The sequence below is a fragment of the Ideonella paludis genome (assembly GCF_018069865.1).
GTDB lineage: Bacteria > Pseudomonadota > Gammaproteobacteria > Burkholderiales > Burkholderiaceae_C > Ideonella > Ideonella paludis.
Genome location: NZ_JAGQDG010000006.1, coordinates 97,971 through 120,608, shown reverse-complemented (window position 1 = coordinate 120,608; position 22,638 = coordinate 97,971). Strand labels below are relative to the sequence as shown.

The 22,638-nt window shown below is 63.6% G+C and carries 17 protein-coding genes; 6 read left to right on the top strand and 11 right to left on the bottom strand.

Annotation, left to right across the window (positions count from 1 at the left end):
* Window positions 1-181: 181 nt before the first annotated feature.
* The 3 genes from KAK11_RS15930 to KAK11_RS15920 all read right to left on the bottom strand — a co-directional run bounded on the left by KAK11_RS15930 (window position 182) and on the right by KAK11_RS15920 (window position 4,598).
* Window positions 182-1,489 (bottom strand): HlyD family type I secretion periplasmic adaptor subunit, encoded by a 1,308-nt coding sequence (locus KAK11_RS15930; RefSeq protein ID WP_210810464.1) that lies wholly within the window; start codon window positions 1,487-1,489, stop codon window positions 182-184.
* Between the two features lie 221 nt (window positions 1,490-1,710).
* Complete coding sequence (locus KAK11_RS15925; RefSeq protein ID WP_210810463.1) at window positions 1,711-3,837, bottom strand: type I secretion system permease/ATPase; 2,127 nt, start codon at window positions 3,835-3,837, stop codon at window positions 1,711-1,713.
* A 215-nt stretch (window positions 3,838-4,052) separates the two neighbouring features.
* Window positions 4,053-4,598: an NUDIX hydrolase gene (locus tag KAK11_RS15920; protein WP_210810218.1), complete on the bottom strand. Its 546-nt coding sequence runs from the start codon at window positions 4,596-4,598 to the stop codon at window positions 4,053-4,055.
* Between the two features lie 140 nt (window positions 4,599-4,738).
* Between KAK11_RS15920 and maiA the strand changes: the two genes are divergently transcribed.
* A complete protein-coding gene (gene maiA / locus KAK11_RS15915; RefSeq protein WP_210810217.1) occupies window positions 4,739-5,371 on the top strand; it encodes a maleylacetoacetate isomerase in 633 nt (210 codons plus the stop codon).
* Complete coding sequence (gene pgeF, locus KAK11_RS15910; protein ID WP_375140693.1) at window positions 5,361-6,158, top strand: peptidoglycan editing factor PgeF; 798 nt, start codon at window positions 5,361-5,363, stop codon at window positions 6,156-6,158. Before maiA ends, pgeF begins: the two co-directional genes overlap by 11 nt.
* On the opposite strand, the gene KAK11_RS15905 is transcribed toward pgeF, so the two are convergent.
* Window positions 6,090-6,386, bottom strand: a complete 297-nt coding sequence (locus KAK11_RS15905; protein WP_210810216.1) for a hypothetical protein — start codon at window positions 6,384-6,386, stop codon at window positions 6,090-6,092. The two genes, pgeF and KAK11_RS15905, sit on opposite strands and share 69 nt — an antisense overlap.
* Before the next feature lie 206 nt (window positions 6,387-6,592).
* On the opposite strand from KAK11_RS15905, the gene phaC reads away from it, so the two are divergent.
* The 3 genes from phaC to phbB all read left to right on the top strand — a co-directional run bounded on the left by phaC (window position 6,593) and on the right by phbB (window position 10,412).
* A complete protein-coding gene (phaC, locus tag KAK11_RS15900) occupies window positions 6,593-8,302 on the top strand; it encodes a class I poly(R)-hydroxyalkanoic acid synthase (RefSeq protein ID WP_210810215.1) in 1,710 nt (569 codons plus the stop codon).
* A 103-nt stretch (window positions 8,303-8,405) separates the two neighbouring features.
* Window positions 8,406-9,584 (top strand): acetyl-CoA C-acetyltransferase, encoded by a 1,179-nt coding sequence (locus KAK11_RS15895; protein ID WP_210810214.1) that lies wholly within the window; start codon window positions 8,406-8,408, stop codon window positions 9,582-9,584.
* A gap of 90 nt (window positions 9,585-9,674) precedes the next feature.
* The gene (gene phbB, locus KAK11_RS15890) at window positions 9,675-10,412 is read left to right on the top strand and encodes an acetoacetyl-CoA reductase (RefSeq protein WP_210810212.1); all 738 of its coding nucleotides are present in this window, start codon (window positions 9,675-9,677) and stop codon (window positions 10,410-10,412) included.
* Window positions 10,413-10,537: 125 nt separating this feature from the next.
* On the opposite strand, the gene KAK11_RS15885 is transcribed toward phbB, so the two are convergent.
* The 5 genes from KAK11_RS15885 to map all read right to left on the bottom strand — a co-directional run bounded on the left by KAK11_RS15885 (window position 10,538) and on the right by map (window position 15,745).
* Complete coding sequence (locus KAK11_RS15885; protein ID WP_210810211.1) at window positions 10,538-11,188, bottom strand: YitT family protein; 651 nt, start codon at window positions 11,186-11,188, stop codon at window positions 10,538-10,540.
* Window positions 11,185-11,403, bottom strand: coding sequence for a DUF2788 domain-containing protein (locus tag KAK11_RS15880; RefSeq protein ID WP_210810210.1), 219 nt, complete (start codon window positions 11,401-11,403; stop codon window positions 11,185-11,187). Before KAK11_RS15880 ends, KAK11_RS15885 begins: the two co-directional genes overlap by 4 nt.
* Complete coding sequence (locus tag KAK11_RS15875) at window positions 11,403-12,257, bottom strand: DUF2189 domain-containing protein (RefSeq protein ID WP_246499043.1); 855 nt, start codon at window positions 12,255-12,257, stop codon at window positions 11,403-11,405. The genes KAK11_RS15880 and KAK11_RS15875 overlap by 1 nt, the downstream gene beginning before the upstream one ends.
* Window positions 12,258-12,332: 75 nt before the next feature.
* Window positions 12,333-14,939, bottom strand: a complete 2,607-nt coding sequence (locus tag KAK11_RS15870) for a [protein-PII] uridylyltransferase (RefSeq protein ID WP_210810209.1) — start codon at window positions 14,937-14,939, stop codon at window positions 12,333-12,335.
* 2 nt (window positions 14,940-14,941) lie between these two features.
* A complete protein-coding gene (gene map / locus KAK11_RS15865; protein ID WP_210810208.1) occupies window positions 14,942-15,745 on the bottom strand; it encodes a type I methionyl aminopeptidase in 804 nt (267 codons plus the stop codon).
* Between the two features lie 128 nt (window positions 15,746-15,873).
* On the opposite strand from map, the gene purL reads away from it, so the two are divergent.
* Window positions 15,874-19,890: a phosphoribosylformylglycinamidine synthase gene (gene purL / locus KAK11_RS15860; RefSeq protein ID WP_210810207.1), complete on the top strand. Its 4,017-nt coding sequence runs from the start codon at window positions 15,874-15,876 to the stop codon at window positions 19,888-19,890.
* A gap of 37 nt (window positions 19,891-19,927) precedes the next feature.
* Here purL and KAK11_RS15855 read toward each other — a convergent pair whose 3' ends face one another.
* Both KAK11_RS15855 and KAK11_RS15850 read right to left on the bottom strand, forming a co-directional pair.
* Window positions 19,928-20,425 (bottom strand): nucleoside 2-deoxyribosyltransferase, encoded by a 498-nt coding sequence (locus KAK11_RS15855; protein ID WP_210810206.1) that lies wholly within the window; start codon window positions 20,423-20,425, stop codon window positions 19,928-19,930.
* 70 nt (window positions 20,426-20,495) lie between these two features.
* A complete protein-coding gene (locus tag KAK11_RS15850; RefSeq protein WP_210810205.1) occupies window positions 20,496-22,520 on the bottom strand; it encodes an NADPH-dependent 2,4-dienoyl-CoA reductase in 2,025 nt (674 codons plus the stop codon).
* Between the last annotated feature and the right edge of the window lie 118 nt (window positions 22,521-22,638).

Below are 22,638 nucleotides of genomic sequence, written 5' to 3'. Positions count from 1 at the left end.
TTCAATCCAGTCGGATGTGATGGATTTCACCCAAAGCAGGAGTGTAACTAAACTTAGATACAACAGGAAGTAGGCATGTTGCCCATGCTTCTTGTGGGATCAGTTGGCTTGCTGAATGTGATTTCCGGCACAAAAAGTGCCGGAAATCAAAAAATTGCGATTTGTATCGAGCCTGAGGGGGTCAGCGCTCGCGCAAGGCATAGGCCTTGGCTTTCAAGACGGGCTTGAGCAGATACGACAGCACGGTCTTGCTGCCGGTCAGCACATCGACCTCGGCGGTCATGCCGGGAATAACGGGCAGCTTATCGCTCAAGCTAGGGCGGTCCGTTCGCACCCGTACCAAGTAATAGGCGTTACCCTTTTCATCGATGACCGTGTCTGGGCTGATGGTCTCGACCTTGGCTTCCAGGCCACCGTAGATGGAGAAATCGTAGGCAGTGAACTTCACGATGGCACTTTGGCCGGGGCGAATGAAGGCGATGTCCTTGGGCAGGACCTTGGCCTCCAGCATCAGCGTGTCATCCAGTGGAACGATCTCAACAATGTCTTTACCGGGTTGGACCACGCCACCGACGGTCTTGGCCAGCAAGCGCTGTACACGGCCGCGGACGGGGGACTTGACCTGGGTCTTGTCCACCTTGTCAGCCAGGCCGACCGCGCCCTCATTCAGCACGTTGATCTTGCCCTTGGTTTCAGCCAATTCTTTGCGAGCCTCGTTCCGGAAGCTCAATTCCGTTTCTTGGATCTTGCGGTTGGCCTCGCCGATGGCGGCCTGAACCCGGCTGATTTGAGCGGCGGCCTGCTCGGCGTCACCTCGGCTGCGGCTGACCTCGCGCTCCAAGCGCAAGATGTCCACAGAAGACACCGCACCGGTTGCCAACAAGGGGCGAGTCTGTGTGAGCTCTTGCTGGGCCAAGTCCAGTGCGCGCAGGGCGGCTGCGCGGCGTGACTGCATCTCCGACAACTCCTGTTGGCGCTGCGAGAGCTGCTGGCGGCTGATAGAAACCAAGGTGCTCAGCTCGGTGACTTTGGACTCGTAAAGGCGACGCTCTTCTTCAACCACAGCCTTTTCTTCATCATTGGAAGGTTCAGGCGGCCTGAAGCTGCTGCCCTCAGCCAAGGCTCTCAGACGTGCTTCGCGGGCTGACAGGGCTAATCCTTGGGCGGCACTCTCACGCACACCTGAGGTGGCGCGGGTTTCATCGATGCGCAGCAGAAGCTGGCCTGCCTCGACGACTTCGCCTTCTCGCACCAAGATTTCATCTACCACGCCGCCGTCAAGTGCCTGCAGCACCTGCAACTGCCGCGAGGGCACAACGCGGCCTTCGCCGCGAGTGACTTCATCGACGTGCGCAAAGCCGGCCCAAATCAGCAGGATGACCAACATGGCCACGGCCATGCGGACAATTTGCTGCGCACGCAGCGTGCTTTGGCGGCTCATCACCCCGTTGGCAGCCAGTTCGAACTGAGCCATGCCTGGCATATCCATGCCGGTCGACGGCGCAAGGAAGAAGTCCGTCAGCGGCTTGAGCTTGCGCTTCAAGGCGGAGGGCTCTTTCTCGCCGGCGGGCGGTGTGCTTGCTGGTGTCAACTCGCCGCCTGCCGGGCCTTGGATGGGCGCATCGACAAGACTGGTTTGCACCGCGGGCGAGGCCGGAGCGGGCGCGCCCGCTTGGTCAGGTTTGGGAGCATTCATAGGAGCTTGAGTCATCATGCGGCCCTCGCAATGCGGCCGCCCTGCAGGGCTTCCATGATTCGGTCGCGTGGCCCATCGGCCACCACTTTGCCGCCATCAACGACGATGACCCGGCTGACCATAGACAGCAACGATGTTCGATGCGTGACCAGCACCACGGTCTTGTCGCGGCTGAACTCCGTCAAGCGCTGGGTAATGGCGGCTTCAGTGGAGAAGTCCATCGCACTGGTGGGCTCGTCGAGCAGCAAAATCGGCGAGTTGTGCAGCAGTGCGCGCGCCAAGCCGACGCTTTGGCGCTGGCCGCCCGAGAGCTGTTCTCCGCGCTCGCCCACATTCAGGTCAAAGCCCTCAGGATGGCGGTTCACAAAGTCCGCCATACCCGCGGCTTCTGCTGCAGCCACCACGGCGCTGTCATCGGCAAACGGCAGACCAAAGGTGATGTTCTCGCGCAGGCTTCCGTAAAACAGCAGCACGTCTTGCGACACATAGGCCATATTGCGACGCAAATCGGCCGGGTCCAGCTGATTGATGTCAATGCCGTCCAGCAGCACCGAGCCGGACTTGGGCTGATAGAGCCCCATCATCAGCTTTTGCATGGTCGACTTGCCTGAGCCCACGCGGCCGATCAGGGCCACCCGCTCGCCTGGCCGAATGCGGAAGCTCACACCGTCGAGCGCGCTGTCTTTGCGGCCGGGGTAGCCGAAGCTGACATTGCGGAACTCGATTTCGCCTTTCAGCTTGGCTCGGTGGATGTAGGCCGTGCCGTCAGGGCGCTCCACGGGCTTGGCCATGATTTGCTCCAGCCCTTCCAGAGATGTGCGGGCGCCTTGGTACTGCATGAGCAGACCGACGATTTGACCTGCAGGCATCAAAGCCCGGCCCGCCAACATGCCCACAGCGATCAAGCCGCCCATGGTCAGCATCCGTTCACTGATCAGGTAGACGCCACCGACCACGTTGACCACGCTCACCAACTGCACGATGAAGTTGGTCATGTAGGTGGCGCCGGAGGACAGGGCGCGCATCTTGACGTTGGTGTTCGCCAAGAACACGTTGGCGCGCTCCCAGCGCGCTTGGATCACACCCTCGGCACCCTGGGTCTTGATGGTCTCGATGCCCGACAGGCTCTCGATCAAAGTGGCGTTGCGGGCTGCGGAGGCTCGGTAGGTGGTCTCAGCCAGGGCATGCAGCTTGTCCTGAATCATCCAGCCCGCCACCAAGATGGCCACGAAGCCCAGAATGGTGGGCAGGGCCAGCCAAGGCGAGATCAGAATGATCACCAGCAAGAACAACAGGGCAAAAGGCAAGTCGACCAATGCCGTCACGGTGGTCGAGGCGATCAGGTCGCGCACCTGTTCGAAGCCGCGCAAATTACTGGCGAAGGACCCGACAGAGGCGGGCCGGTTTTCCAGCTTCATGCCCAGCACGCGTTCCATCAGGGTGGCTGAGATCTGCACGTCGATGCGGGCGCTGGCTTCGTCGACAAATCGGCTGCGCATTTTGCGCATGACCAAGTCCGCCAGCATGATCAACAACACGCCAACAGCCAAGGCCCACAGGGTCTCAACGGCGTTGTTCGGGACCACCCGGTCATACACGTTCATCGAGAACAGAGGGGTGGCGATGGCAAACAGGTTGATGAGTGCGGCGGCCCAGAGGATGTCCTTGTAGACAAAGCGCTGAGACAGCAAGGAGCCCCAAAACCAATGGCCCTCTTTGGGCGGGCGCACTTCGGCCGAGCGCCCATCAAAGCGGAAGTGCGGCCGAACATAGAGCACCAAGCCTGTGCTGCGTTCGTTGAGCTCCGCTTTGCTCAAGGTCACGGTGCCCTGGCCGGTTTCAGGCAGCAGCAGACGGGCTTTGTCGCCATCCCAGCCCAACAAAACGCAGGCGTTGTTGTTCTTGAGCACCAAGATCGCCGGCAAAGCGGCGGCGTCGATCTCGTCGGTTGGCCGGCGCTCCAGCTTTGTGTACATGCCCGCGCGGGCTGCCGCGCGCTCTGCCATGTCCAGGGGCAAGCGGCCCTCTGCCAACGGCAAGCCCGACGACAAAGACGCCCGCGTGGCGCTGTGGCCGTGCAGGCGGCAGGTCTCCACCAAGCAGTCGAGCAAGGGGTCGGTGCGGAGCAAGTCTTCACGCATACGATCTTGCGGCGCTACGCGTGGGGCTGCCGCCTGTGCCGCGGCGGCTGGGGCTGGCGCAGCGGGCTGCACGGCGCTTTGAGACACGGGGCTGGGGGCGCCGGCCGGTGAGGGCACAGGAGCAGCGTCTGGGCTGCCGGACGGTGGCGTCGAGCGTGGATCTGTCATGGAGTGGCCAATACCGCGTCTGCGGCCCCTAGGTCTAAGAGTTCGATTCAGGCGATATCGGCGCAATGCACCACGAATTGACCCTGGCGTCGGTCTTCAAAGAAGAAGCTCAGGGTTTCTTTCACGGTGCGGAAGGCCAGCTCGTCCCAAGGTATCTCGTGTTCGTAAAAAAGCCGGGCCTCCAGTGTTTCTGGCCCCGGGTTCATAGTGGTGTCGAGCATGCGGGCGCGATAAAAGAAGTGGACTTGGCCCACCCGCGCGACATTCAGCACAGAAAACAGATCCTGAAGCTCAATACGAACACCCGCTTCCTCATCTGTTTCTCGCTGGGCGCCTTGAGCCGTGGTCTCATTCAATTCCATGAAGCCTGCCGGCAAGGTCCACAGCCCGTGACGCGGCTCAATGGCGCGACGGCACAACAGCACTTGCTCGCCCCAGACGGGGAGGGTCCCGACCACGTTGAGTGGATTCTCATAATGGATCGTGGCGCAAGCGGGGCATACCGCCCGCGGACGAGAGTCGTCTGCTGGGATCAGATATTGAACCGCTGTGCCGCACTCGCGGCAGTATTTGATAGGGCGTCGTGCCAGCATGGAAGGTCGAGTGTAGCGCCCGGGCGTGGCATCATCATCCACAGTGGCCGCGCGCGCGTCAGGAGTGTGAGATTACTGCCATGGATGTCTCATTCCTTGCTGTACCGGTCGTTTAGAAATTGCCTTGTTGGAGCTTGTCCATGGAATTGTTCAATTACTTCCGATCCTCGGCCTCCTATCGCGTTCGAATTGGCCTGGCCCTTAAAGGTCTGTCATTCGATTACACGCCCGTACACCTGGTCCGAAACGAGCAAACGAGCGAAGGCTTTGCGGCCGTTTCGGTCGCCCGTTTGGTGCCTTTGCTCAGAGATGAAGACAAACTGGTGCACCAATCACTGGCGATTTTGGAGTACCTGGACGAAACCCACCCCACACCTGCCTTGCTCCCCAGCGATGCGCTAGGGCGGGCCAGGGTGAGGGCGCTTGCGCTCGACATCGCCTGTGAGATCCACCCACTGAACAATTTGCGAGTGCTTCGCTATCTGACGCAGAGCTTGGGCGTGTCCGAGGACGACAAGAACCGGTGGTACCGACACTGGGTGGAGTCTGGCTTGGAGACGGTAGAGCGCCAGTTGGCTGCCCAGCCCACCACGTATTGCCATGGCGAGACACCCGGATTGGCGGACTGTGTGCTGGTGCCGCAGATTTTCAATGCCCAGCGCTTTGAGTGCCGCACGGAGCATGTCCCAAATGTCATGCGCGTGTTTGCCAACTGCATGAAGTTGGAGGCCTTTGAAGCGACGCGCCCGGAGAAATGCCCTGATGCCCAATGACGCGATGATGCAGGGCGCCCGCCACGGGGAGTGGTTGGTGGCTGAAGGCCTGACGGCACGTGTGGGCGGCTTGATGGCAACACGGGCAGGGGGCGTCAGTGCCGGCCCCTTCCACAGCATGAACTTGCGTCCCCCAGGCTTGCGCGGCGACGCTTGCGACGAGCCTGCAGCCGTGTTTGAGAACCAAGGCCGATTTGCGGCTGCCCTGGAGGGCGCCAAGCCGGTCTATCTGGATCAGGTCCATGGCTGCCGAGTGGTGCGGCTGGGGGGCGAGGGCGGCCTCACACCTCAGAGCAGCTTTGAGCAGGCCGACGCCAGCATCACCACAGAGCGCGGGCTGGCCTGCACGGTGTTGGTCGCTGACTGTTTGCCGGTGTTGTTTTCTTGCGCCGATGGCTCAGGCGTGGGAGCGGCCCATGCGGGTTGGCGCGGCTTGGCCGCTGGCGTTCTGGAGAACACCCTGGAGGCCTTGTGCGCGGCAACGCAGTCCCAGCCCAGCGCTGTCCAGGCTTGGCTCGGGGCCTGTATCGGGCCGGATGCATTTGAGGTCGGGGAGGACGTGCGCGAGGCCTTTGGTGCGGCAGGCGCCGCCTACTTCCGACCGGGCGCTGCGCCTGGGAAATGGTGGGCAGACCTGGCGGGGTTGGCCCGTTGTCGATTGCGGCAAGCCGGGGTCGAGCAGATCAGTGGTGGAACGTGGTGCACCTACAGCGATGCCTCACGGTTCTTTTCCTTCCGGCGGGACCGTGTCACCGGCCGCCATGCGGCTGCTGTGTGGCGGCGTTGAGGGGGTGGCTGACGTGGCTGCCAGGGCCGCCTGGTCTTGTGCTTCGCGCGCGGCCCGCTTTTGTCGGCGCATCGGCGTTCCCATGATGTAGAGGACCAGGCCCAGGGGCAGTGCGCCGTACATCAGGAAAGTGATCAGCGCACCCAAGACCGAGCCTTGTGAAGACGTGGCTTCGGCGGCCGCCATCAGCACGACCACGAACATCCAGGCGATGGCAACAATGTACATATTTCAAATGGTGATACGCAATATCACTTAATGAGAATTAGAGTCATCATGAGGTAAGCTTGCCGCCGTACAAAGTGGAAAGCCCGCATGAGCGATGTTCAAGCGTGCGCTCTCCTCAGCCAAGAGGCAAGGCGCGCTGAATGTTAGAGGCTGGTGCGCCCCACGGCACACCGACAACGCGGCCTTGGTCGCAAGGAGACATGAGCATGAGCAAAAAGACGACAGCGTCTTCGGGAGAGGCCGGTGCGCAAGTGCTGGCCGGCACAGAGGCCTTTGGCGCCGCGCTGACCCAGATCTGGAAGTCCATGAGCGATCTGAGTCTGCCGCCGCAGGCGATGTCGTCGGTGCAGTCCGATTACCTGCAGCAAGCCACCAAGCTCTGGAATGAGTCGCTCCAAGCGGTGACCGGCCAAGGCGGTGCGAAAGTCACGCCGCCGGCAGACCGGCGTTTTGCGGCTAAAGACTGGGCGGACAACCCCGCTGCCGCCTACACCGCGCAGATGTATCTGCTGAATGCCCGCACCATGATGCAGATGGCCGAGCAGATTCAAGGCGACGAAAAGACCAAGGCGCGCGTTCGCTTTGCGGTGCAGCAGTGGGTGGATGCCGTCAGCCCCAGCAACTTTTTGGCCCTGAACCCTGAGGCCCAGCGCAAAGCCCTGGAGACCAAGGGCGAGAGCATCAGCCAAGGCCTGCAGCACCTGTGGCACGACGTGCAACAAGGTCATGTCTCGCAAACGGACGAAAGCGTCTTCGAAGTGGGCCGCAATGTGGCCACCACGGAAGGCACCGTCGTGTTCGAGAATGAGTTGTTCCAACTCATCGAATACAAGCCGCTGACGGCCAAGATCCACGAAAAGCCCATGCTCTTCGTGCCGCCCTGCATCAACAAGTACTACATCCTCGACCTGCAGCCTGCCAACTCGGTGATCCGCTACACCGTCGAGCAAGGCCACCGGGTGTTCGTGGTGAGCTGGCGCAATGCCGACGAGTCCTGCGCCCATCTGACCTGGGACGACTACATCGAGCAGGGCCCCATCGCGGCCATCGACGTGGTCAAGGAGATCACCGGGTCAGACACGCTCAACACCTTGGGGTTCTGTGTGGGCGGCACTATCTTGTCCACCGCCTTGGCCGTGTTGGCCGCCCGCGGTGAGCACCCCGCGGCCTCGGTCACCCTGCTGACCACCTTTGTGGACTTCTCCGACACGGGCATTCTCGACATCTTTGTTGATGAGCCTGCGGTGCAGCTGCGTGAGATGACCATCGGCGCGCAGTCGCCCAAGGGGCCTGGCCTGCTGAAGGGCCAAGAGCTGGCCCAGACCTTCAGCTTCCTGCGCCCGAACGACTTGGTGTGGAACTACGTCGTGGGCAACTACCTGAAGGGTGAGACCCCACCGCCGTTTGACCTGCTTTACTGGAACGGCGACTCCACCAATCTGCCGGGGCCCATGTACTGCTGGTACCTGCGCAACACCTACCTGGAAAACAATCTCAAGGTGCCGGGCAAGCTCACCGTCTGTGGTGAGAAGCTGGACCTGGGTGCCATCAAGGCCCCGGTGTATCTCTACGCCTCGCGTGAAGACCACATCGTGCCGTGGCAGGGCGCTTATGCCTCCACCGGCGTCTTTAAGGGCAAGAAGCGCTTCATCCTGGGTGCGTCCGGCCACATTGCCGGCGTGATCAACCCACCCAAGGCAGGCAAGCGCAACTACTGGTCCAACGACAATCTGCCGGCCAAGGCCGATGACTGGTTTGAAGGTGCCGAGTCCATCGCCGGCAGTTGGTGGCCCGATTGGGCTGAGTGGCTGGGCGGCCATGCCGGCAAGATGATTGCCGCGCCCAAGACTCCGGGCAGCCGCAAGTACAAGGCCATCGAGCCCGCCCCGGGCCGCTACGTCAAGGCCAAGGCCTGAGTTTCTCCCCCGGGCCCCCAGCGCAGGGCTCGGTGGGGCGCAGGTCTGGTTTGGCAGCCTGCGTCCCTTATTCAAAGTTCGTCCATTCGATAGGAGACACAATATGACTGACATCGTCATCGTGGCCGCAGCCCGTACTGCGGTGGGTAAGTTTGGTGGTTCGCTGGCTGGTGTGCCAGCCCCTGAGTTGGGCGCCACGGTGCTCAAGGGCCTGCTGGCACGTTCGGGCCTCAGCGGCGAGCAAATCGGCGAAGTCATCCTGGGCCAGGTGCTGACGGCCGGCAGCGGCCAAAACCCGGCCCGCCAATCGGTCATCAAGGCGGGCTTCCCGCATGGTGTGCCCGCCATGACCATCAACAAGGTCTGTGGCTCTGGCCTGAAGGCCGTGATGCTGGGCGCGCAAGCCATTCGTGACGGCGACAGCGACATCGTCATCGCCGGCGGCCAAGAGAACATGAGCGCATCGCCCCACGTGCTGCCCAACAGCCGCAACGGCGCGCGCATGGGCGACTGGAAGCTGGTCGACACCATGATCAATGACGGTCTGTGGGACGTCTACAACCAGTACCACATGGGCATCACCGCCGAGAACGTGGCCAAGAAGTACGGCATCACCCGCGAGATGCAAGACGCCCTGGCGCTGGCCTCGCAGCAAAAGGCGGCCGCTGCGCAAGACGCAGGCAAGTTCAAGGACGAAATCGTTGACGTGCTGATCCCCCAGAAGAAGGGTGACGCACTGGTCTTCAACACCGACGAATTCCTGAACCGCAAGTCCACCGCCGAGGCGCTGGCGGGCCTGCGCCCCGCCTTTGACAAGGCTGGCTCGGTCACCGCCGGCAATGCCTCGGGCATCAATGACGGCGCGGCCGGCGTGATGCTGATGAGCGCTGCCAAGGCAGCCGCCTTGGGCTTGAAGCCCCTGGCCCGTATCGCCAGCTATGCCTCGTCGGGCCTGGACCCTGCCATCATGGGCATGGGCCCGGTGCCTGCGGCGCGCAAGGCGCTGGAGCGTGCCGGCTGGAAGGCGGCCGACCTGGACCTGTTGGAAATCAACGAAGCTTTTGCGGCACAGGCCTGCGCCGTGCACCAAGAAATGGGCTGGGACACCAGCAAGGTCAACGTCAATGGCGGCGCGATTGCTATTGGCCACCCCATCGGCGCCTCGGGCTGCCGCATTTTGGTGACGCTGCTGCACGAAATGCAGCGCCGCGATGCCAAGCGCGGTATTGCCTCGCTGTGCATCGGCGGTGGCATGGGTGTGGCGCTGACCGTTGAGCGCTGATCAGCGGGTATTCACTGAACAAACACAGGGAATCGGCGGTTCATCATCAAGGCCGTCGATTCTCGATTTCATCAAGACAGGAGCAATGTAATGAGTCAAAAAGTAGCGTACGTCACCGGCGGCATGGGTGGCATCGGGACGGCGATCTGCCAACGCCTGCACAAGGAAGGCTTCAAGGTCATCGCGGGTTGTGGCCCCAGCCGCGACTACGCCAAGTGGCTCGATGAGCAAAAGGCGCTGGGCTTCACCTTCTACGCTTCGGTGGGCAATGTGGGCGACTGGGACTCCACCGTCGCGGCCTTCTCCAAGGCCAAGGAAGAGCACGGCCCCATCGATGTGTTGGTCAACAACGCCGGCATCACCAAGGACCGCATGTTCTTGAAGATGACCCCCGATGACTGGCACGCCGTGATCGACACCAACCTGAACTCCATGTTCAACGTCACCAAGCAAGTGGTGCCAGACATGGTCGAGCGGGGCTGGGGCCGCATCATCCAGATCTCGTCGGTCAACGGTGAGAAGGGCCAAGCTGGCCAGACCAACTACTCGGCGGCCAAGGCTGGCATGCACGGCTTCACCATGGCGCTGGCCCAAGAAATGGCTTCCAAGGGCGTGACGGTCAACACCGTGAGCCCGGGCTACATCGGCACCGACATGGTTCGCGCCATCAAGCCCGAAGTGCTGGAAAAGATCGTCGCCACCATCCCCGTCAAGCGCTTGGGCACGCCCGAAGAAATCGGCTCCATCGTGGCCTGGCTGGCTGGCCCGGACTCCGGCTTCACCACCGGCGCCGACTTCTCCTGCAACGGCGGCCTGCACATGGGTTAAGCGCTGCGCGCTTAACCCTGCGGGGTTCAGTGAGCTCCCCCAGCCCCCTCCAAGAGGGGGCTCTAGTCAGGGGACGCAAAAAAGGCCGACGACAGTCGGCCTTTTTCAATGGCGCCACCCGCGCGCTAGAACGCCACGTAGCGGCCCGGCTTGTGGTTCACGGCCAGTGCAAAGTTCATCGCAGCCGCAGCCAAGATGGAGAGCGCCAAGCGCTGGGCGTCCATCAGTGGCCACGAGGCCAAGAGGATCACCGCGTCAATGCCCATCTGCAGCTTGCCCGCGCTCCAGCCAAAGCGCTCTTGCAGCCACATCACCAGCACGTTCAAGCCGCCGAGGCTGGCTTTGTGACGGAACAGCACCACAAAGCCCGCGCCGACCAAGAGGCCCCCGGCGATGGCTGCAAACACCGGGTTGACCGATTGCAGCGTCAGCACCTGGGGCAGCCCCTGTGAGCCCACAGACAGCAAGGTGACGGCGGCCATGGTTTTGAGCGTGAAACGCGCGCCCATGCGCTGCCAAGCCAGGATGTAAAAGGGTAAGTTGAGCGCGAAGAACACCGCACCGAATGTCCACCCAGTTGCGTAGTGCGTGAGAAAGGCCAAGCCCACAATGCCGCCCGTCATCAGGCCGGCTTGCTTGAAGAGCAGCAGGCCCAGCGCCACAAACAGCGTGCCGGTGACGATGGCTTGGGCATCGTCCAAAAGGGAGTGCCGCTGTGGCACCAGCTTGCCGATGGTGCCCGAGACGGCGCGCCCGAGCGACCCAGAGCCGCTCATTCGACGATGCCAGCCATGAAGTATTTGATCAGGCCCTTGGCGGCAAAACCGAGCAAACCCACGCCCAAGCCCAGCAGCAAAATGAAAGTGCCGAATCGTCCCGCGCGGGACTCGCGCGCTAACTGCAAAATGATGAAGACCATGTAGAGCATGAAGGCCGTGACCCCGAAGGTCAGGCCAAACCATGCAATCTGTTCTTCGGTGTAGCCGAACATCAGGAACGCTCCGACAGCCCCGAGGTGTCTACCGTGTCGCGGTAGACATGCCAGCTGGCGTGGGCCAACCAGGGCACGATCACAATCAAGCCGACCACCGTGACCATGCCCAACAGGGTCATGGCCAGCAGCAATGCAGCCCACAGGGCCAAGGGGGCAGGGTGCTCCATCACCACGCGCCAACTGGTGAATATCGCTCCCAAGATGCCGATATGGCGGTCGAGCAACAAGGGGATGGCGACGACGGTCGATGCAAACACCGGGGCGGCCAGAAGAGCGCCCAGGCCCAGCCAAACTTCAAAAACATGACCGGTGGGGGCCAACACCACGACCTTCAAGAAATCCATGGGCGTGTTCACGGGCGCGCCTGCAAACCCAATGATCAGGGAGGCCGAGGTGACCATCCAACCAAAGCCCGTCAAGCCGAGCAGCACCCCGAACACCACAAGTCTGCCGTCTCTGGGCTTCCAGGCAGCCATCGACGTTTCAATGCCGGGCTTGTCACCTTGGGCAATGCGACGGCTGACTTGGTAGAGGCCGGTGGCCAAGATGGGCGCCACGATCAGGAAGGCCGAGAACAAGCCGACCAACAACCAAAACCGATTGCCAGCGATGTAGATCGCCAGGGCCGCGCCTGCTGCAAAGGCCAAACCATGCAGCAGGCCCGGCACCGGTGACGTCATCAAATCCTTCCAGCCACGCGCAAGCCACCCCAAGGGTCGCAAGACCGGGATACGGCGAACACCAAAGCTGCGAGATTCCTGCAGCGCCTTTTCGGCCATCTTCATGGGCATGGGGCGATATCCTGACATCACATTGAGTTGATGGACTTGATATTGAGCAAGTCCAGCCATGCGATTGATCATGCCTCAGGCGCTGGCCCTTCACACTGAGGGTGTTCCGGGAGGCGCCAAGGCTGAGGGGCGCACTCAGGCCACCGCGTCGAGCAACTCGGACTCCACCTGGAGTTGATGTTTGGCATGCTGCAAGGCGTCGCCGCTGACCAAGAACGTGTCCTCCACCCGCTCACCCAAGGTAGAAACCTTGGCCAATTGGATGCTGATCTGGTGCGAGCCAAGGACCCGGGCTATGGCGTAGAGCAGCCCAGATCGATCGCTTGCACTGACGCTCAGGAGCCAGCGTTGGGCCTTCTCATCAGGCCTCAGCGAGACGCGCGGGGTGACCGGGAAGGACTTCACGCGGCGGGAGACCCGGCCTCGGCTGGGCTCTCGCAGCGGGCTCTCTGGCCGCAAGGCCTGCTGCATCTGGGTCTCGACCAGCGAGATCATGTCGCGATAGGCGGCGATGCCTTGATCGGGGTCCGTCGCGCTGACCACTTGGAAGGTGTCCAGAGCATAGCCCGCACGCGTGGTGTGCACCTTGGCGCCTTGGATCGAAAACCCTGCGCCGTCAAAGTAGCCGCAGAGCCGGGCGAAGAGGTCGGCTTGGTCGGGCGCAAACACCAGCACTTGCAGGCCTTCACCGATGGGGGACGGGCGTGCGCTGACCACGGGGCTGGTGGTCTCGAGATGCCGCCACAGCGCGCGCGCATGCCAGGCGATCTCGGCCGCGTCGTGCCGCGCGAAGTAGCTCACATCCAGTGTTTTCCAGAGCGGCTGCTCGGTGCCTGGCAGGGCTGCGTGCAAGGCCAAAATCTGCTGGGCTTCTTGCTTGCGGGCTTCGATCTCTGCGTCGGCGTTGGGCGGCGAGCCGCCCAGCACCCGCAAGGTGTAGCGGTAGAGGTCCTCCAGCAGCCGAGCCTTCCAGGCGTTCCAGACCTTGGGGCTGGTGCCGCGGATGTCCGCGACCGTCAGCAAATACAAGGCCGTCAGATGGCGGGCGTCTTTCATCTGCGCGGCAAAGCGAGTGATGACCCCTGGGTCTGAGAGATCCTCTTTTTGCGCCACTCGGCTCATGGTCAGGTGATGCCCCACCAAGAAGGCCACCAACTCGGTGTCGTCTCGGCTCAAGCCGTGGCTTCGGCAAAAGCGTCGCACTTCCTCCGCACCCAACTCCGAGTGATCGCCGCCACGACCTTTGGCCACATCGTGGAAGAGGGCTGCGACGTAGAGCAGCCAAGGCTTGTCCCAGTTCGCGGCCAACTGGCTGCAAAACGGGTACTCGTGCGCATGCTCAGGGATGAAGAAACGCCGCACATTGCGCAGCACCATCAGGATGTGCTGGTCCACGGTGTAGACGTGGAACAGGTCGTGCTGCATGCGGCCCACGATGCCGCGGAACACCCACAGATAGCGGCCCAAGACCGAGGTCTGGTTCATCAGCCGGAAGGCATGAGTCTGGCCTTCGGGCTGGCGCAAGATGTCCATGAACATCTCGCGGTTCAGCGGGTCGGTGCGGAACTTGCCGTTCATCACATGCCGCGCGTTGTAGAGCGCGCGCAGCGTGCGCGCCGACAGGCCCTTGATGCCGGGCGTCTGCTGGTAGATCAGAAAGGTCTCGAGGATGGCGTGCGGGTTGTCCTCATAGAGGTCGTCGCGTGCCACTTCCAGCATGCCGGCGCGGTCGAGGAAGCGCGCATTGATGGGTCGCATGGGAGTGGCCTCAGAATGGCTGACCCGCTCCTCGATGTTGAGCATCAAGATCTGGTTGAGCTGGGTCACGGCCTTGGCCGCCCAGTAGTAGCGGCGCATCAAGGCCTCGGAGGCGCGTTCGCTGCGCGTGGCCACATAGCCAAAGCTCTCGGCCACGGCGGTTTGCAGATCGAACACCAGGCGATCTTCACGCCGCTTGGCCACCAGATGCAGGCGGGCGCGAATCAGCTTCAAGGCGCCTTCGTGCTTTTGCAACTGTTTGACTTCGAAGGGTGTGATCAAGCCATTGGCCGCCAACTCGGTCCAGCTGCGGCCCAGGCCGGCCGCATTGGCCACCCACATCACCACCTGCAGGTCGCGCAAGCCCCCTGGGCTTTCTTTGCTGTTGGGCTCCAGCGAGTAGGGCGTGTCCTCGTACTTGGTGTGGCGCTGGCGCATCTCCAGCGTCTTGGCCCGCATGAAGGCTCCCGCATCGACTTCCGCCCGCTGCTGCGCGCTCATGCGGCTGAACAAGGCCCGCGAGCCGCCAATCAAGCGCGCTTCAATCAAGGACGTTTGGACGGTGATGTCTCCTGCCGACTCAGCCAAGCATTCCTCGACCGTCCGCACGGAGGAGCCGATCTCCAGCCCGATGTCCCAGCAGGCGGTGATGAAGTCTGAGAGCGCCGAGCGCGTGGGTGCATGCTCGTCGCCCTCGAGGGCTTCGGGCACCAGCACCAAGACGTCCACGTCGGAATAGGGGAACAGCTCCCCGCGGCCATAGCCGCCCACGGCCACCAAGGCGGCACCTGCGGGCAGGCCGCTTTGTCGCCACAGGGTCAGCAGCGTGGCATCCACATGCTTGGCCAACGCTTTGAGCAAGCGTGCTGCGCTGCTGACGGTGGGGCGGGCCGCTGCGAAGGTGTCGAGCAGGGCTTGCTTGCCGCCTTTGAACTGCTGACGCAGCTCAGCCAGGGGCAGGGGGCTTACAGCGGCGAGAGGCATGCTCAGGCTGTGATGAAGGCCGGTGGGGGCGGGCAGCCAGCAGAGGTGGTCAAGATCTCGTAGCCCGTCTCGGTGACGGCCACGGTGTGCTCCCACTGGGCCGAGAGCGAACGGTCTTTGGTGACGATGGTCCAGCCGTCGCCCAGCTCTTTGATCTCGCGGCGGCCCGCATTGATCATGGGCTCAATGGTGAACACCATGCCGGGCACCAACTCTTCCATGGTGCCGGGGCGGCCGTAGTGCATGACTTGCGGCTCTTCATGGAAGCCGCGCCCAATGCCGTGGCCGCAAAATTCGCGCACGATGGAGAAGCCTTGGTTCTCGGCAAAGGTCTGAATGGCATGGCCGATGTCGCCCAGGCGGGCGCCGGGCTTCACTTTTTGGATGCCCTTCCACATGGCCTCATAGGTGATGGCGCACAGGCGCTTGGCGGCAATCGAGCCTTCACCCACGATGAACATGCGCGACGAGTCGCCGTGCCAGCCGTCCTTGATGACGGTGATGTCCAAGTTGACGATGTCGCCATTCTTCAGCGGCCGGTCATTGGGGATGCCATGACAGACCTGATGGTTGATGGAGGCGCAAATCGACTTGGGGTAAGGCTTGTAGCCATTGGGCGCGTAGTTCAGCGGCGCCGGAATCGCTTTTTGCTCGTAGACGATGTAGTCATGGCAAATTTTGTCCAGCTGGTCCGTGGTGACGCCGGGCTTCACATGCTCGACGAGCATGTCCAGAACTTCCGAGGTCAGCCTTCCGGCAACGCGCATGCCTTCAATGTCGGCAGCATTTTTGATGGTGATCGTCATGGCGAGATTATCCACGGGCCGCTAAAATCGCGGGTTTTCACGGGCGTCACCCCGCACAGCGCGGGGGCAAACGCACACTTTGAGCGCCACCCGCGCGCCATCCACCGCCGCCACCTCGACGGGAATCCATGTCTACAGCTGCCAAGCACCTGATGCACTTTGAGGGCGGCAACGCCCTGTCCGCCTTCCGCGCCGCCGCGCTGCTCCCCGTGTTGCAAGCCGCCTGCCCGCGCATCACCGGCGTCAGCGCTCGCCATGTGCACTGGGTCTGGACAGACGCCCCACTGGGCGAGCACGACCAGGCCAAACTCAGCCAGTTGCTGCACTATGGTGATGCGGCCGAAGTGCATGACGGCGCCTTGGTGGTGGTGATGCCTCGCTTGGGCACGGTGTCGCCCTGGGCCTCCAAGGCCACCGACATCGCCCACAACTGCGGCCTGACCCTGCACCGCGTGGAGCGCGTCACCGAGTACCGCTTGCACCTGAAAGACGGCCTGATCGCCGGCCTGACGGGTGCCAGCAAGGCCTTGAGCGCCGAGGAGCTGCAGGCCTGCGCGCTGGCCCTGCACGACCGCATGACCGAAAACGTAGCCTTTGAGCGCGAAGCGGCGGTGCATCTGTTTGACGCCAAGACCGCTGAGCCCATGGCCCACGTCGATGTGCTGGGCCTGGGCCGCAAGGCCCTGGTGCAGGCGAACACTGAGTTTGGCCTGGCCCTGTCTGACGACGAGATCGACTACCTGGAAAAGGCCTTCACCGGCCTGAAGCGCAACCCCACCGATGTGGAGTTGATGATGTTTGCGCAGGCCAACTCCGAGCACTGCCGCCACAAGATCTTCAATGCCGAGTTCAGCATCGATGGCGAGAAGCAGCCGCTGTCCATGTTCGGCATGATCCGCAACACCGAGAAGCTGAACCCCCAGCACACCGTGGTGGCCTACAGCGACAACGCCTCGGTCATGGAAGGCGGCGTGGTGCAGCGCTGGCTGCCCCAAGGCTTCACCAACGCGCCGGCCTATGGCCCGCGCGAGGAGCTGACCCATGTGCTGATGAAGGTGGAAACCCACAATCACCCGACGGCCATCTCGCCTTTCCCCGGTGCGTCCACAGGCGCAGGCGGCGAGATTCGTGATGAAGGGGCGACCGGCCGTGGCTCGCGCCCCAAGGTCGGCTTGACCGGCTTCACCGTCAGCAACCTGAACCTGCCTGGCACCAACGAGCCTTGGGAAACCCAGCCCTACGGCAAGCCCGAGCACATTGCCAGCCCGCTGCAGATCATGACCGAAGGCCCCCTGGGCGGCGCAGCCTTCAACAATGAATTCGGCCGATCCAACCTGGCCGGCTACTTCCGTGTCTTCGAGCAAACCGTGGGCGAGGGCGCTGACGGCCGCCAGAACGCCATCCGCCGTGGCTATCACAAGCCCATCATGATCGCCGGTGGCTTGGGCAGCATCAGTGCCAGCCAAACCCGCAAGCTGCCCTTTGGCGCCGGCACCTTGCTGGTGCAACTGGGTGGCCCCGGCATGCGCATCGGCATGGGCGGTGGCGCAGCCAGCTCCATGGCGGCCGGTACCAACACCGCCTCGCTGGACTTTGACAGCGTGCAACGCGGTAACCCCGAGATCGAGCGCCGGGCGCAAGAGGTCATCAACCACTGCTGGGCTTTGGGCGATACCAACCCCATCATGGCCATCCATGACGTGGGCGCCGGTGGCATCTCCAACGCCTTCCCGGAGCTGGTGGACGGCGCCGGCAAGGGCGCGCGCTTTGACCTGCGCAAAGTGCCCCTGGAAGAAACCGGCCTGGCGCCCAAGGAGATCTGGTGCAACGAGAGCCAGGAGCGCTACACCTTGGCTGTCAACCCGGATTTGCTGCCGCTGTTTGAGCAGATGTGCGAGCGCGAGCGCTGCCCCTTTGCCATCGTCGGTGTGGCCACCGATGACAAAGAGCTGATCTTGGAGGACGGCCCCGGCGGCGAGCGCATCATCGACATGCCCACGGACGTGCTCCTGGGCAAGCCGCCCAAGATGCACCGCGACGTGAAGCGCGTGGCCCGTGCCTTGCCTGCCCTGAAGCTCGACGGCGTGGCGCTGGCTGACGCCTGCCGCAACGTGTTGCGCCACCCCACTGTGGCCTCCAAGCGCTTTTTGATCAGCATTGGCGACCGCACCGTGGGCGGCATGAACCACCGCGACCAGATGGTCGGCCCTTGGCAGGTGCCGGTGGCCGATTGCGCCGTGACCCTGGCCGACTATGCCGGCTTCCGCGGCGAGGCCATGAGCATGGGCGAGCGCACCCCGCTGGCCAGCCTGGATGCCCCGGCCTCCGGTCGCATGGCGGTGGCCGAAGCCATCACCAACCTGCTGGCCGCGCCCATCGAACTCAGCCGCGTCAAGCTCAGCGCCAACTGGATGGCAGCCTGTGGTGAGCCCGGCGAAGACGCGGCGCTGTACGACACCGTCAAGGCCGTCGGCATGGAGCTGTGCCCGCAACTGGGCATTGGCATTCCGGTGGGCAAGGACAGCCTGTCCATGCGCACCCGCTGGCAAGAGGGGGGCCAGACCAAGCAAGTGGTGGCCCCGGTGTCGCTGATCGTCTCGGCCTTTGTCACCTTGGACGACGTGCGCGGCACGCTGACGCCGCAATTGCAGCCCGGCGACACCACCTTGATCCTGGTGGACCTGGGTCGTGGTCAAGCCCGCATGGGCGGCTCCATCTTGGCCCAGACCCTGCAACAGTTTGGCGACCAAGTGCCCGATCTGGACGACGCCGAGCTGCTGAAGTCCTTGGTGGCGGCTGTCAACGCGCTGCGCGCTGAGGGCAAGCTGCTGGCCTACCACGACCGCTCCGACGGCGGCCTTTGGGCGGCGGCCTGCGAAATGGCCTTTGCCGGGCAGCGCGGCCTCAGCCTGAACGTGGACATGCTGGTCACCGAAGGCGACGGCATCAGCGACAGCCGCGCCGACATGGGCGACGCCAAGAACTGGGCCAGCCAGACCAGCGGTCGCCGCGAGGAGCTGACCCTCAAGGCCTTGTTCAACGAAGAGCTGGGCGCTTTGCTGCAAGTGCGCACCGCAGACCGCGACGCCGTGCTCGCCACCTTGCGCGCCCATGGCCTGGCCAAGGCCAGCCATGTGGTCGGCAAAGCGAACGACAAGCGCAGCCTCGAAGTCTGGCGCGATGCCAAGGCCCAGTTCAGCGCCCCGCTGGAAGAGCTGCACAAGCAGTGGGACGAGGTCAGCTGGCGCATCAGCCGCCAGCGCGACAACCCCGCTTGCGCTGACAGCGAACATGCGCTGGCCGGCGCCGAGCAGCCGGGCTTGCACGTAGCCCTGAGTTTTGATGCGGCCGACAACGTCGCCGCCCCGTTCATTGGCAAGGCGCGCCCCAAGGTCGCCATTCTGCGCGAGCAGGGCGTGAACAGCCATGTCGAAACCAGCTATGTGTTCGACCAGGCCGGCTTTGAAGCCTATGACGTGCACATGAGCGACCTGCAGGCCGGCCGCGCCCGGCTCGACCAGTTCCATGGCGTGGTGGCTTGCGGCGGCTTCAGCTATGGCGACACCCTGGGCGCTGGTGAAGGCTGGGCCCGCTCGATCTTGTTCAACCCGGCCTTGGCCGAACAATTCGCCGCGTTCTTTGGCCGCCAGGACACCTTTGCACTGGGGATCTGCAACGGCTGCCAGATGATGGCTGCTTTGAGCCCGATGATCCCTGGCGCTCAGCACTGGCCCAAGTTCACCCGCAACAAGAGCGAACAGTTCGAGGCCCGTTTGAGCCAGGTCGAAGTGCTGGAGAGCCCGTCCATCTTCTTCCAGGGCATGGCCGGCAGCCGCCTGCCCATTGCCGTGGCACACGGTGAAGGCTTTGCCGACTTCAGCCAGCGCGGGGACAGCGCCCAAGTGGCACGGGCCTTGCGCTTTGTCGATGGCCACGGCCAGCCCACCGAAGCCTATCCGCTCAACCCCAACGGCAGCCCGGAGGGCCTGACCAGCGTGACCACGGCGGACGGCCGCTTCACGGTGATGATGCCCCACCCCGAGCGCGTCTTCCGTAACGTGCTGATGAGCTGGACGGACGGCGACATCTCGGCGCAAAGCCCGTGGATGCGCATGTTCCGCAACGCGCGCAAGTGGGTGGGCTGAATCGGCCCACGCCTAGCCCGGCCTGCGGGCCAGCGCCTCAGCCCTTTGGCGTGATGCTGGCCAAGCACTGCTCTAAGCTGTGGTGAAGGCCTTGCACCGCACAGGCCAACATCAGATTGCGCGGTAGGCCGAAGTTCTCGACGGTGAGTTGCTTCGCATCGACGTAGTGCCCCTTGGCCGCCTCGGTGCACAGCACCTGCTGATGCAAGGGGCGGTGGTCCTCCAAGTAGCCCCACACGGGCTTGCCCAAGGCCACCGCATAACCCACCTCGAACGCCGTGCCCGAGTCTGGCTCCAGGCCTCGAAAGTTGTTCAGGTTAGCCACCAGCACATCGGCTTGGCGGATCAAATCGACGTTGGCACGATAGATCCACTGCGCGGCCTCTGGGCCTGAGAGGCCGGCGGGGCAGTCATTGTCCAGCGGATAGAGACCCTGGTGGCCGTGGCTCTCGCACAGGGCTTTCAGACGCTCTCCGTGCGCCTTGGCGTCGAGGCGAAACACGTCGAAACCTGCCAAGTAGATCTTCAAGCCCATCGCGCCTCCCGCAGCTGTCACAACGCCAACGCTGCAAGCATAACTGCTGGCAGGCCAGCGGCGCCAAGGCTTACAGCGTGGCCCCCAGCCGCACGCCTTGGTCAATCGCCCGCTTGGCATCGAGCTCGCCCGCCTCTTTGGCACCGCCAATGATGTGCACCCGCACGCCACCGGCTTCCAGCGGGGCTTGCAGCTCGCGCAGCGGTTCTTGGCCGGAGCACAGCACGATGTGGTCCACCTCCAGCCAGCGCGGGTTCTCGCGTTGCTCGCCTTCGCTGATGCGCAGGCCTTGGTCGCTGATCTCTTCGTAGTTCACGCCGCCCAGCATGCGAACGCCCAGGCGCTTGAGCGTGGTGCGGTGGATCCAGCCGGTGGTCTTGCCCAGTCCACCTCCGGGCTTGCTGGCTTTGCGCTGCAGCAAGGTGATCTGGCGCGCAGGGGCGTGCGTGGCAGGCATCTCCGTCACCAGGCCGCCACGGTGCTGAGCCGGGTCACCCACGCCCCATTCGGCCAACCACGCGGGCAAGTCCAGCGCGGTGGAGGTGCCGCTGTGGGCCAGGTACTCGGCCACGTCAAAGCCAATGCCGCCCGCACCGACGATGGCCACCCGCGCGCCCACGGGCGCACCTTGCAAGACCTGCAAATAGCTCAAGACTTTGGGGTGGTCTTGGCCCGGGATGCGCGGGTTGCGCGGCGTCACACCGCTGGCCAGCACCACATCGGCAAAACCGGCCAGGTCGGTGGCGCTGACGCGCTGGTTCAGGTGCAGGTGCACGCCGGTGTCGGCCACGCGGTGCGTCCAGTAGCGCAGCGTCTCGTGGAACTCTTCTTTACCCGGCACCTGCTTGGCCAGGTTGAGCTGGCCACCGATCTGCGAGCTGGCGTCAAACAGGTGAACCTCATGGCCGCGCTCGGCCAAGGTGGTGGCCGCCGCCAAACCTGCGGGCCCGGCGCCCACCACGGCCAGCTTGCGGCGGCTGGGGCTTGCGTGGATGCGGATTTCAGTTTCGTGGCAGGCCCGAGGGTTCACCAGGCAGGAGCTGGTTTTGTTGACAAACACATGGTCCAGGCAAGCCTGATTGCAGGCAATGCAGGTGTTGATGCGCTCGGGCTGGCCCAAGCGCGCCTTGCGCACAAAGTGCGCATCGGCGAGCAGGGGGCGGGCCATGGAGACCAGATCAGCGGCGCCATCGGCCAGCACTTGCTCGGCCACCTCGGGCGTGTTGATGCGGTTGCTGGTGACCAGGGGAATGCGCACCTCGCTCTTCATCTTCTTGGTCAGCCACGCAAAGGCGGCCCTAGGCACGCTGGTGGCGATGGTGGGAATGCGCGCCTCGTGCCAGCCAATGCCGGTGTTGATGATGCTGGCCCCCGCCGCCTCAATGCCTTTGGCGAGTTGCACCACTTCGTCCCAGGTGGAGCCGCCGGGCACCAGGTCGATCATGGAGAGGCGGTAGATGATGATGAAGTCTTGGCCCACGGCCTCGCGCGTGCGCTGCATGATCTCCAGCGGCAAGCGCATGCGGTGGCTGTAGTCGCCGCCCCATTCGTCGTCGCGCTGGTTGGTGTGCGCCGCCAAGAACTGGTTGATGAAGTAGCCCTCGGAGCCCATGATCTCGATGCCGTCATAGCCCGCCTCGCGGGCCAGGCTGGCACAGCGCACAAAGGCGCGGATCTGCCGCTCCACCCCCCGGCTGCTCAGCGCACGGGGGGTAAAGGGCGAGATCGGGGACTTGATACGCGAGGGCGCCACCGCCAGCGGGTGATAGGCATAGCGGCCGGTGTGCAAGATTTGCAGTGCCACCTTGCCGCCCTCGGCATGCACGGTGTCGGTCACCAGCCGGTGGCGCTTGGCCGCACCATGGGTGGCCAAGGTGCCCGCAAAGGGCTTGGCCCAGCCTTCGATGTTGGGCGCAAAGCCGCCGGTCACGATCAGGCCCACCTCGCCCTGGGCGCGCTCGGCAAAGTAGGCGGCCAAGCGGCGCAGGTCACGGCCTTCTTCCAGGCCGGTGTGCATGGAGCCCATCAGCACCCGGTTCTTCAGCGTGGTGTGGCCCAGGTCCAGAGGAGCAAGCAGGTGAGGGTAGGCGGTCATGACGGCAGGCTGACAAAAGATGCGCCGATTGTGGGGGCGCGCGCGGGGCTCGGTCTGGGGGCATGTCTCCATCTGGGTCTCGGGTAAACCCTTTGTTTTGGAGGCTCCGGTGGCGGGT

Bases quoted from the DNA above. Each gene is read 5' to 3' on its own strand.
- phbB (WP_210810212.1), top strand. From the start codon at position 9,675: ATGAGTCAAAAAGTAGCGTACGTCACCGGCGGCATGGGTGGCATCGGG.
- KAK11_RS15855 (WP_210810206.1), bottom strand. From the start codon at position 20,425: ATGGGCTTGAAGATCTACTTGGCAGGTTTCGACGTGTTTCGCCTCGAC.
- maiA (WP_210810217.1), top strand. From the start codon at position 4,739: ATGGAATTGTTCAATTACTTCCGATCCTCGGCCTCCTATCGCGTTCGA.
- map (WP_210810208.1), bottom strand. From the start codon at position 15,745: ATGACGATCACCATCAAAAATGCTGCCGACATTGAAGGCATGCGCGTT.
- KAK11_RS15850 (WP_210810205.1), bottom strand. From the start codon at position 22,520: ATGACCGCCTACCCTCACCTGCTTGCTCCTCTGGACCTGGGCCACACC.
- KAK11_RS15930 (WP_210810464.1), bottom strand. From the start codon at position 1,489: ATGGATATGCCAGGCATGGCTCAGTTCGAACTGGCTGCCAACGGGGTG.
- KAK11_RS15870 (WP_210810209.1), bottom strand. From the start codon at position 14,939: ATGCCTCTCGCCGCTGTAAGCCCCCTGCCCCTGGCTGAGCTGCGTCAG.
- KAK11_RS15905 (WP_210810216.1), bottom strand. From the start codon at position 6,386: ATGTACATTGTTGCCATCGCCTGGATGTTCGTGGTCGTGCTGATGGCG.
- purL (WP_210810207.1), top strand. From the start codon at position 15,874: ATGTCTACAGCTGCCAAGCACCTGATGCACTTTGAGGGCGGCAACGCC.
- KAK11_RS15885 (WP_210810211.1), bottom strand. From the start codon at position 11,188: ATGAGCGGCTCTGGGTCGCTCGGGCGCGCCGTCTCGGGCACCATCGGC.
- KAK11_RS15920 (WP_210810218.1), bottom strand. From the start codon at position 4,598: ATGCTGGCACGACGCCCTATCAAATACTGCCGCGAGTGCGGCACAGCG.
- pgeF (WP_375140693.1), top strand. From the start codon at position 5,361: ATGCCCAATGACGCGATGATGCAGGGCGCCCGCCACGGGGAGTGGTTG.
- KAK11_RS15925 (WP_210810463.1), bottom strand. From the start codon at position 3,837: ATGCGTGAAGACTTGCTCCGCACCGACCCCTTGCTCGACTGCTTGGTG.
- KAK11_RS15875 (WP_246499043.1), bottom strand. From the start codon at position 12,257: ATGGCTGGACTTGCTCAATATCAAGTCCATCAACTCAATGTGATGTCA.
- phaC (WP_210810215.1), top strand. From the start codon at position 6,593: ATGAGCAAAAAGACGACAGCGTCTTCGGGAGAGGCCGGTGCGCAAGTG.
- KAK11_RS15880 (WP_210810210.1), bottom strand. From the start codon at position 11,403: ATGTTCGGCTACACCGAAGAACAGATTGCATGGTTTGGCCTGACCTTC.
- KAK11_RS15895 (WP_210810214.1), top strand. From the start codon at position 8,406: ATGACTGACATCGTCATCGTGGCCGCAGCCCGTACTGCGGTGGGTAAG.